The 10,841-nt window shown below is 33.7% G+C and carries 8 protein-coding genes; all 8 read left to right on the top strand.

Annotated elements, in window-relative coordinates; translation table 11 throughout:
* Nucleotides 1–138: 138 nt before the first annotated feature.
* A complete protein-coding gene (locus CDA10_RS16420; RefSeq protein WP_089606611.1) occupies nucleotides 139–972 on the top strand; it encodes a TnsA endonuclease N-terminal domain-containing protein in 834 nt (277 codons plus the stop codon).
* Nucleotides 956–3,043 carry a DDE-type integrase/transposase/recombinase gene (locus CDA10_RS16415; RefSeq protein ID WP_089606610.1) on the top strand — a complete coding sequence of 696 codons (2,088 nt, stop codon included), beginning with the start codon at nucleotides 956–958 and terminating at the stop codon, nucleotides 3,041–3,043. The genes CDA10_RS16420 and CDA10_RS16415 overlap by 17 nt, the downstream gene beginning before the upstream one ends.
* A complete protein-coding gene (locus CDA10_RS16410) occupies nucleotides 3,044–4,690 on the top strand; it encodes an AAA family ATPase (protein WP_089606609.1) in 1,647 nt (548 codons plus the stop codon). It abuts the gene before it with no gap.
* Between the two features lie 13 nt (nucleotides 4,691–4,703).
* A complete protein-coding gene (locus tag CDA10_RS16405; RefSeq protein ID WP_089606608.1) occupies nucleotides 4,704–6,227 on the top strand; it encodes a TnsD family Tn7-like transposition protein in 1,524 nt (507 codons plus the stop codon).
* A complete protein-coding gene (locus CDA10_RS16400) occupies nucleotides 6,220–7,836 on the top strand; it encodes a Tn7-like element transposition protein TnsE (protein ID WP_089606607.1) in 1,617 nt (538 codons plus the stop codon). Before CDA10_RS16405 ends, CDA10_RS16400 begins: the two co-directional genes overlap by 8 nt.
* A gap of 116 nt (nucleotides 7,837–7,952) precedes the next feature.
* Nucleotides 7,953–9,368 (top strand): class I SAM-dependent methyltransferase, encoded by a 1,416-nt coding sequence (locus tag CDA10_RS16395; protein WP_089606606.1) that lies wholly within the window; start codon nucleotides 7,953–7,955, stop codon nucleotides 9,366–9,368.
* A 6-nt stretch (nucleotides 9,369–9,374) separates the two neighbouring features.
* Entirely contained in the window at nucleotides 9,375–10,370 is a 996-nt protein-coding gene (locus CDA10_RS16390) for a phosphoribosyltransferase-like protein (RefSeq protein ID WP_089606605.1), read from the top strand.
* Nucleotides 10,371–10,373: 3 nt separating this feature from the next.
* A partial coding sequence (locus CDA10_RS16385; protein ID WP_456049117.1) for an ORC-CDC6 family AAA ATPase occupies nucleotides 10,374–10,841 on the top strand: 468 nt, incomplete at its 3' end.

Raw genomic sequence — 10,841 nt, 5'->3', positions numbered from 1 at the left:
CGCACAAGAGTTGTATGAGAGTAATAAAGTTTCATACTAAGTAATAAAGTCTCATACTGAGTAATAAAGTGTAATACTGAATTGCTCAAAAAATCCACACAAGCTATGCTCTAAACAGCATGATGTGTGGATTTTTTTATGGCTAACTTTAAGAACACACAAAATCATGGACTCAAAATTCAAAAGTGGATTCAAGAAGGACGAGGACAGGGTTTTGGAAATAACTATAAGCCTTGGATCACAATTAGAGATGTGAGTTCAGAAGGTCGATCTCACCGAGTTTTTGGTCATAAAAGCCAAAGAACTCATCACCTTCTCTCTGATCTCGAACTTTCTGCTTTTTTATTACTGGAATGGCATTCCACAACTATAGATATTAGAGAACAATATCCCTTAGACCTCGAACAAACTCTAAAAATTGCTGAGTCAATTGAAATCCCTCACCCTAGATTTGGAAAACACTATCAAATTATGACAAGTGATTTCTTTGTAGATACAAATGATTCAACATCACCTAAGTTTGCAGTCCAAGTAAAATATTCCACTGCTCTCAATGATCCTCGTACAATAGAAAAGATTGAAATTGAAAGACAATATTGGAAACAGCAAAACATTCCTTTTTTTATTTTTACTGAACATCAAGTTCCCATAATAGTCAGTCAGAATATTCAATGGTTGTACAGCTCTATAAATACTCTGGAACTAAGTGAACAAGACACACTAGATAAGCTTAATTTTTATGCAGGTATTATCAGTAAAAATAAGTCTAAAAAGATTAATGAATTAGCAAGATTTATTGACCAAAAATATAATTTTGAGATAGGCCAATCTTTAAGAGAAATCAGAGACTTGCTTGCTCAAAGGTATTTCACATTTGATCTTAATATTTCTTTTAAAGATTTGAGAACTGATCACATTCAGTTAGGTCAAATCAATTCTTGGAATGGGGTGCTTCATGCTGAAAATCAATGAAGTATTAAGCTTTGAAGACTCTTTATTTAGAGTTTTAAGTATTCTCCCTCACTCTCTAATCTGGATTAATATTGACGATGAAAGTGCTTTCCCTATTGAAATTAGTAAAACTGAAATATTGAAAGGCCTAGAAGATTTAAGTGTTCAAAGAGAGGCCGATCCACATCAATCACTGGCATTTATTCAACCAGAAAAGGAATCAACACAAGAAAGTAAGCGTGATCAAAATTATGCACTTATTCACCCTCTGATTTCTCATGAATTATTTTTTATACCTGCTCAAAGAGGCAAAATAATTGATGAAATCATGTCTCAACATCGAGTAACTAAACAAACAATTTATCGCTTAATTCGCAGATATTGGCAAAGAGGACAAACACCTAATGCTTTGCTTCCAGACTATAGAAATAGCGGTGCTAAGGGGCAAAAAAGAATCCCCAAAGACAAAAAATTAGGACGACCACGCATCTATAATAGCGAACATGGCATTAATGTTACTGAAGATATTGAAAAGCTCTTTTATCGCACAATTAAACTATTCTTCTTGAAAGACAATCAGCATTCACTTCCATTTGTTTATCGAAAATTTCAAGCCACATATAAAAACCTGTACCCCAATACAATTGAGGCAGATATTCCTACAATATGGCAATTTAAATATTATTACGAAAAGGAATTTAAAAAAATCGAGAGCATTCAAGCTCGTATTAGCACCTCTAACTATCGTAAAGACTATCGTCCATTACACTCAACTGCAACCTCACAAGCTTTAGGGCCTGGTTCTCGTTACGAAATTGATGCAACGATCGCAGATATTTACCTCGTTTCTAATACCAATCCAAATAGTATTGTTGGAAGACCCACTATTTATTTTGTTATTGATGTATTTAGCCGCCTCGTTACTGGTTTTTATATTGGTTTTGAATCACCATCTTACTTAGCAGCCATTCAAGCACTTAATCTGGCGATGACCGATAAAGTTAAATATTGTGCTGAATATGGCATCAACATTCAGTCAGAAGACTGGCCAGCAATCGGTTTACCTGATGCTCTACTTGCTGATCGAGGTGAATTACTTGGTTATCAAATTGAAGCTTTAGAAAAAACATTTGCTGTCAGAATTGAGAATGCACCTGCAAGACGAGGAGATGCAAAAGGCATCGTAGAACAAGCATTTAATACTTATCAGGCTTATTTTAAAAAAGAAGGTAAAGGAAAAGGTGTAGTCGAAGGTACTATCGTAAAAAAGACAGGTGGTAGAGATTACCGTCAAGATGCAACGCTAAACATCCATCAATTTACTGAAATCATTCTTGCCTGCATCATCTCGCATAATCAATTTCATATTTTAAAAACATATGATCGTGAAGCAGACATTCCAAATAGTGTGCCAACTATTCCCTTACATTTATGGAATTGGGGCATTCAAAATAGAACTGGAAAATTACGAAGTGTTTCTGAAGAAGCTCTCAAAATTGCATTGTTACCACGGACTAAAATTACAATATCTGATTTAGGTATCAAAGCATTTGGAGTTTTTTATCTAGCAAAGGAAATACTTGACCTTGGTTGGTTACATCGAAAAACAGAGAGTTCTCGTCCTCAAAACCTCGAAGCAGCATATGACCCTTATTCTATGAACAAAATTTATATTTTTCCGCATAGCAATAGCCTTGAGTACTGGATAGGCAGTATTTCTTCTCGATCACGAGAATTCATAGATTGTACGTTTTGGGAAATCAAAGAAAAGCAAAAAGCGCAAAAAGAAAACTTAGTTGAATATGAACTAGAAGCATCGAAAAAACGAAGAGAACTTGAAGCTTTCATCAGTGCGAAACTTAAAACAAATAATGCGAAAAGTTTAACAAAACCATCTCAACGTATCGCTGAAATATCTGCAAACAAAGCAAAAGAAAAAAGTAGTGAACGTAGAAGTAAAGTGAAACAGCAAGAAACAGTGAATACAAATATTATTCCAATGCCTAAAGCTAAAACATCAAGCGCTTCTCATGATGCTGAGGCTGTTCATTACCCTGATTTTACTAATGAATTATTTGATGAGGATGACTAAATGAGTCTACCAATCAATTTTATAAGAGCAACTTATACACCTAGCTTTGGTGAATATGAGGGAAATCCATTTATCGAAGCCCTTCCACCAATCATGCAAGAAATTTCAGATATCAAAGCAAATCTGATTGGAAAAATAGACTACGACCCACAAGATATTCTTCGATCTAAGAATGAACGAATTCATCTCACATCACAGCTTCTTCATCAGTTTTTTCAGCCAATTACACGACATATTTCTTTAGAATCAAAAATATCAATATTAATACGTCAAGGCTATATTGGACGCAATATCGCAGATGGAAAACTGAATCAACATTTGCAGAATGGCTATGAACGGATTATGTCAGGTAACATCAATGCATTTCGATTTGAAGCTCCTAAATCCACAGCTTTAAGCTATTCTCTTATAGGATGTTCTGGTAGCGGTAAAAGTACAACGCTCTATCGCATTCTAAGCTTGTATCCACAGGTGATTTATCATGAAAAATACAACTTTACCCAGCTTGTTTATCTCAAAATAGACTGCCCTCATGATGGTTCTCTTAAAAATCTATGTCTGCACTTCTTTAAAGCGATTGATGTAGCTTTAGGAACAGAGTTTGAAAAGAGAGTTGCTCTAAAAAGATTAGGAATAGAAGCTCTTTTAAACTATATGCGCCAAATTACAAATACTTATGCTATTGGAGTACTCGTCATTGATGAAATCCAACACCTAAGTGTCAAAAATTCAGGTGGTGCAGAAAAGATGCTTAATTTCTTTGTAACCTTGATTAATGTGGTAGGTTTACCAGTAATCATGGTTGGCACTCCTAAAGCTAAATTCATATTTGATGGTGATTTACGATCAGCACGTCGTGGAGCAGGATTTGGAGCAGTTATATGGGAACCAATGAAAAATCAAACTCCATCTGCAAATACTACGACAAAAAACGAATGGACTGCCTTCACCAATGCACTTTGGAAATACCAATGGCTAACCAACAAAGAACAACTCAGTGACGAAATTCGAGATTGTTGGTATGAATTATCTCAAGGTGTGCTTGATATTGTGGTTAAACTTTTTGTTTTAGCTCAATGTCGAGCAATCATGACAAAATTAGAAAGAATTACACCAAGTCTACTTAGACAAGTCTATGAGGATGAACTCAAGTTTGTCCATCCTATGATTGAAGCACTGAAGTCAGGTGATCCTAATCGGATTGCAATGTACTCAGATTTAACTATTCCTCACGTTGATAAAACCTTGCTTTTATTACAGCAAAAAATAGAGGAAGAGCAAGAAAAATTTGAACAATACAATGGAAATGCGCAAGCCCAAAGATTGCATAACCTACTGATTGCCACTGGATATCCAGAATCTAAAGTAATCTCTGTAATCAAAAAAGCCTTTGCCGACTTTCCTCATCTCAATATGCAAGAACTCATGCCTATCGTTTCGAATTGGCTAACTGAAGTTGAGGCGGACAAAGAAATTAAACCTGAAAAAATGAATCTCAAAAAAATAAAACAAAGTGAATGGATGAGCCTACCGTCAGATGATTTAAGGTTTAAATTTTCTCAAAAGCAAAAATCACAAAATTTTTATGACGTTCTTCAATCAAGCGATTTGATTTTTGATACTCAAACTTGGGTGCAATCAATGTAATAGTAGAATTGGCATGTTGAACTTTCCTACACCATATCCTAATGAGTTAATTTACAGCACGATAGCAAGAGCTGGAATTCACCATGCTATTACAAGTCCCAAGCAATTACTCGATGAAATATTTACTAATCGTAAGGTAATTGCCACGATTGACTTACCTAGTCACCTACTATGTGTTTTAAGACATCTACCACCAAACTATACACTTGAAAAGCTTGTTTATGAAAATACGCTTTTTCCAATATACGCTCTATTTTCTCCCGAAAGTACACGTTTACGTTGCCTTCAATGGATGGGAAATCAATCAAAGGGTTCTATTCACTTAGCTTTAGGAGTAGCGGCATCAAAAATTAAACATGTATCAACTCTTCGATATTGTAGCCAGTGCATACAAGACCAATATAGCCAATACGGTGAACCCTTTTGGTCACGACTTTGGCACATCCAAGGCGCAAATAGCTGTACCAAGCATAAAGTTAAATTGTCAGAGTTTGTACTAACACCTCATTTGAATGGACGACATCAATTTATTGCTGCAAGTAACATCTTTTACTCGAACCAACTTAATGAACCCACACATGAATTAGATCTAGTTGTTAGCAAACGTATTGAAGAGCTTTTACAACTTCCGCCAATATCAGCGCCAACATTCCATCAATGGAGTCAATTTTATCACCGTATTGCAAGGCAATTAGGATTCGGCAAAGGTGCTAAACACATTGATCATATAAAAATTTATACTGCTATGATAAAGAAATGGGATTTAAATTGGTTACGGCAACATCATCTAGATGAACTTCAGTCTGAAACAAGCTGGCTAAGAGCCATTTTTAGAAAGCACCGTAAGTCATTTAGTTATCTTGAACATATTATTACCTTAGAGGCTTTCTACCCTAGAGACTGGACATGGGAAGCTATTCTAAGCGAAATTCATCAGATACCATCTAATCCTCCCGATTCTGCTACACAAATTCAAGGAATTGAGTACAAAGACATATCGATACTCACTATTAAACGTAATGAATGGATATCTTTGATTCAAGAATATGGAATAAAACCTTCCAGAATTAAAAATGCAGCCTTATACGCATGGCTTTATCGCAATGATAAAACTTGGTTGCTCAGTAACAATAGAAAATTTCACATTTTGCCAGCACCAAGCCGTAAAAAAGTAAATTGGTATTTGCGAGATTGGCAACTGGCAAAGCAATTATTCAAAATCTTCTACAATTCAGAAGGTGATTTGAATTTGCCCAGACAATCTAGAAACTGGTATTTAAAGCAACTAACACAGCACTCAACTGTAGAAAAAAATCTGTATCAGTTACCCCTAACCAACACCTTTTTGAATACTTTTGCAGAAGATATTAGCAGTTATCAAATCAGAAGAATCACTCGAACGATCATCCAGTTTCAGATACTTAATCTACATCTAGCTGATTGGCAAATATTGCGTAAAGCAGGGTTAAGTGAAGAACGGCTAACGGATGAAACTCTAAAATTTTTAAATAAAATTAAAAGGATAAATTATGGCTAAAATAAGTCACATATCTAAAGACATGAAAATAAAAAAGATTGGTACTTTATTCAAAAAGCACAATGCCACCAATTGGGCGATTAATTTAGGTTTGGAAAATGAAAGTAAATCAACTGAAACGACTTACACTAATTTTTCAAATGCAAAATTATTAAGAAAAAACAGCCATATCAATCCTACTAAAGAATACCCTAAAGGCTACAATCTACGATTTAAGATTACCTCAACTCAAGATTGGATATCCTCCACTAATGAATCTAATCTACCCAAAAGCAGGTTTTTAGAACATTACTTCTTATTTGATGCAGTCCGTGTCGATCAATTCGGTCAGCCCATGTCTGAAACCATCAAAGTTAGGCTCCCACAATTCGAACTTGCTCGGTCTTTGTTCTTCTATACCCCATATTTAGCAAGATCAGCAATATTAGAAAATAGTTTAAATATCGATTTCGATATTGTTTCAAATCCTGATCACTATCTCATCAATATTTTGCCAGCCTGCTCATATCCAATTTCTCATTTCAACGATGCAGGCATACGACGGATCTTATCTTGGATTCTTCTCGATTCCGATATTCGACAATCTTTTGAAAGTATAAGTCAGTTTTGTACACAATATGGCTATGATTTCGATCAATACCGTATATGGAGTTTTTGCTTCAATCCACCTCAACTTAAAGGTGTAATCTTTGATGCATATGGTTATTACAAAGCTGAAACTTCTGAGTTCTTTGTAAATGAAATTTCAGGTTTTCAAAAAATTTCAAGCAATATATCAAAAGAGGTTAAGTTCTATAGCGATAAATTCATAGAGTCCAAATCAGGAGGGAAAGGTAAAAACTCCTCAGGAACTAAAAATGATGGAAAAGAACCTTCCATTAACGATGATGAAGAAGGTAATAGCGATGATGTACAAATAGTCGATGTTGTTCCTACAAGTTTTGACTTTCTAGAAGCAATTGAAACACGGAAAACTTCTAATAAATCTAGGCATAGAAATCATGGTACAAAGGATCAAGAGCTATCATCTACCAATGAATCATCTAGTGTTAGTACTAACGAACCAGTTTCTGAAGGCTCTGTCCCCTCTGCTGAATTTAATGGTGTTGAAGATGAAACTGAGGATCTTCATTTGTATCTTGATCGATTCTCTGCATTTCAACAAATGATTGATTTGTTTTGCAAAGAAAATACTGTAAAAAATTTCAGCTTCCAACTCCATAAACTGCCTAATATTCAGGGGCATTCCAAACATATAAAAACTGATGACAATCCTAGGTGTGTCGCAGAAGTTAGCTTTCGATTGAATCAACAAGATATTGTGATCTTAGAAGTAGATACATCTGACAATAAAAAACCTCTTTCAACTCGAGTTTTATCGCTTAAAGATGTTAATCAATGGAATCAAACTAATCGTGCAAAAGTACTTGAGCTTGTCGTCACTCAATGCTTACGTTGGCCAAAAGGAATCTTTAAAAATATTTGTTATAAAAATAGCACATTGAACCATCCTAGAATGGATAGTATACATCAGGAAACCTCAGAATCTGAATTAAAAAACTGGGCAAATAGACTTTTTACTATTTTTATTAACAATAATAAAAACTGACATTTCACATATATAGAAGTGTTCACTAAGATTCTCTTGCCGAAATATGCTTAATAATTTAAGCTGCTCGTAGATAAGCTAGATTTCTTTTAAATTCATGAGGTTTAATCTTTTAAATGGGCGAGTTAAATATCAATAGATACATAACCTGTGAAAACTTCGAAATTAATTTTCGTCAAGAGCTTCACCTCACAGATGATGACGTCCAAAAGACCCTTATTGAAATGATTTCTGAATATTCAATCAACAATATGCCTATCAATGTTGATTTTAGAAAACTTGTATATTGGTTAAAAGCTGGTGATCAATTGACGCACCAGATTCACCCCTACCCAGCAAAATTACTACCGCATATAGTTCATTTTTTCTTAAAAGCTCATAGCAATTTTAAACATAAAATTGTATTAGACCCCTTCTGTGGCTCTGGTACAGTTGCTTTAGAAGCATCAATTCAGGGTTTTTTCCCTTTGGTGGCTGATGCAAATCCATTTGCATTATTAGTAGCAAAAGTAAAAACAACTCCATATTCTATTAAGCAATTAACAGATACAGCAGAAAACCTTTTAGTTAAAGCTAAGAAATATAAAGATGCTCCAACTATTGAAGTTGTTAATCAGCATTATTGGTATTTACCTGAACACAAAAAAAAATTAGAGATTATTTCAAGAGCTATTAACGAAATTGAAGTTATTGATGAGAAAGATTTCTTCAAAGTCTGCTTTTCATCTTTAGCAAAAAAGATCAGCTATGCTGATCCAGCAATTAGTGTACCTGTACGTTTAAAAACGAAAGATTCTTTTTCTGATGCTACTAATGAGCGAATTCAAAAAAGATTAGATTGGATCAAAAATCTCAGTGTAATAGATGAGTTTTACAATATTATTAGTTCAAATATTGAGCGCATTAAGCAAACAAATAAAAAGCACCCTCATCGAATTGAGGCCAGTACAGTAGGCATTGACGCAAGAAATATCTTTACCAACTCTGATTTAAATAAACAAATGCCTGATAATTCAATACCTTTGATTATTACTTCTCCGCCATATGGAAGTGCACAAAAGTATATAAGATCATCTAGTCTCTCATTAAATTGGTTAGGTTTTGTACCACCTAAGGGACTAAGATCTTTAGAAGAAAAATCTATAGGCAGAGAACATTTATTAACTAAGCCATTGTGTCTAGATGAAGGTGATCTACCAGAAAAATATAGATATCTAATTGAGAAAATAGCCAAAACCAACAAGAGTAGAGCTAGAATAACTCAGAAGTATCTTATTGAAATGGAACAAGTGGCGAAGGAACTTTCACGTGTCTTAGCCCCTAATGGGCGTATCATCTTCGTCTTAGGTAACAATCAGGTATGTGGTGAAACATTAAGAAATGATGAATTCATGACTTATTGCTTTCAAAAGTATGGTTTAAAATTAAAGTTAGTTTTAATAGATGATATTAAATCACGAGGTTTAATGACTAAACGCAATCGTACAGCGTCAATAATATCTCGTGAAACTGTATTAATTTTCGAGAAATAAGTTCATATGAGCAAATTTTACAATACTGAAAAGTTTACTGAAATTGAAGCTGATTTAGAAATATTAACAGCTCAAGTTTGGGATCATGTTATTGAGATGCCTGAAATTTTAGAATGGTTAAAGCAGTTTGATGGACAAGTTTTACCTGAAGAAGAAGAAAAAGAATATATGCTTATTGCTTTATCTAAATTTATGTTTTTTAGCCAAAGAATGATAAGAGAAATGTTAATTTCCCTTTACAGAGATAATTTCAAAGCTCCGCTTATACAACAAATACGTCGTGAAAATAATAACTCTCTTGATTTTAAATTTTTAGATGAACAATATTCCAATGAACTGAAGCTTTCACGTTTTATTGGAGTCGGTAATCCAGCAGAAAGTGGTGCACACTTACTTTATATATTTAGACAAGTTAATGACTTACGAAAAGTTCTCTTTAGAGACTTATATCATTCATTCGAACCAAAAACCAACTCAAATAATACAATTAACTGGTGTGCTAGAGAACCTAACATCAAACGTTATGTATTTTTTGATGACTTTGTTGGCGGAGGTACACAAATCACGAGTTATTTAAAAGAAAATCTTTTAAATATAAAAAAAAATAATCCCACCATTGAATTAAGCTTCCTATCAATTTTTTCAACAACAGAAGGCCTTATAACATTAAATAAACCAGAAATATTTGATGGAAAAGCTACATGTCTTTTTGAATTAGATGATACATACAAAAGCTGTTTTGCAGATGCACGATATTTCAATAAATTAGAAAAATTTGATATGGATAAATTTAAAAAAATAGTGAACCACTATGGATCATATTTATACCCTAATTACCCATTAGGTCATAGTAACTGTGAACTAATGATTGGTTTTTCTCATAATACACCAAATAATACCTTACCAATATTTTGGAAGAATGGCTATATTGAAAGTCTTCAAAATGATTGGTTCCCCATTTTCAAAAGATTTGAAAAAAACTATGGTTCGATGAGATCTTAAATTATGTCTAATCAAAATCCATTTTCATTAGCAAAAGCATCTGACTATTCAGATGATGAAATCAACAAGCTCTGGGTTGACATCGATAAGAATATTATTGATTCAATAATTGAGCCTACGTTAAAAAAATCAAAATTTATTTTAGGTGGTAAAGGGACAGGTAAAACACACATTCTCCGCCACTATTCTTATGCTGCTACCAAATTAAGAAGTAAAGATAAAACAGGATTACAAGTAATTGAGGAACATCAATCAATTGGAGTTTTTTTAAGAGCAAATGCTTTAGATGCTAGTCGCTTTTTATTTTCCGAAGGAGATAAATTGAGATGGCAACAACTTTTTGGAATTTTTTTAGAGCTAAAATTAGCTGAAGATTTAATTAACATTCTCATTGATATTAAACTAACGACTCCTAATTCTATTTTTGATGATCAAGCATTTATAAATTGGTGGTGTATCAAAAAGTATGCT

Origin of the sequence: Acinetobacter piscicola, assembly GCF_002233755.1 — a bacterium.
Taxonomy (GTDB): Bacteria; Pseudomonadota; Gammaproteobacteria; order Pseudomonadales; family Moraxellaceae; genus Acinetobacter; species Acinetobacter piscicola.
This window is presented reverse-complemented; position numbering and strand designations above follow the sequence as displayed.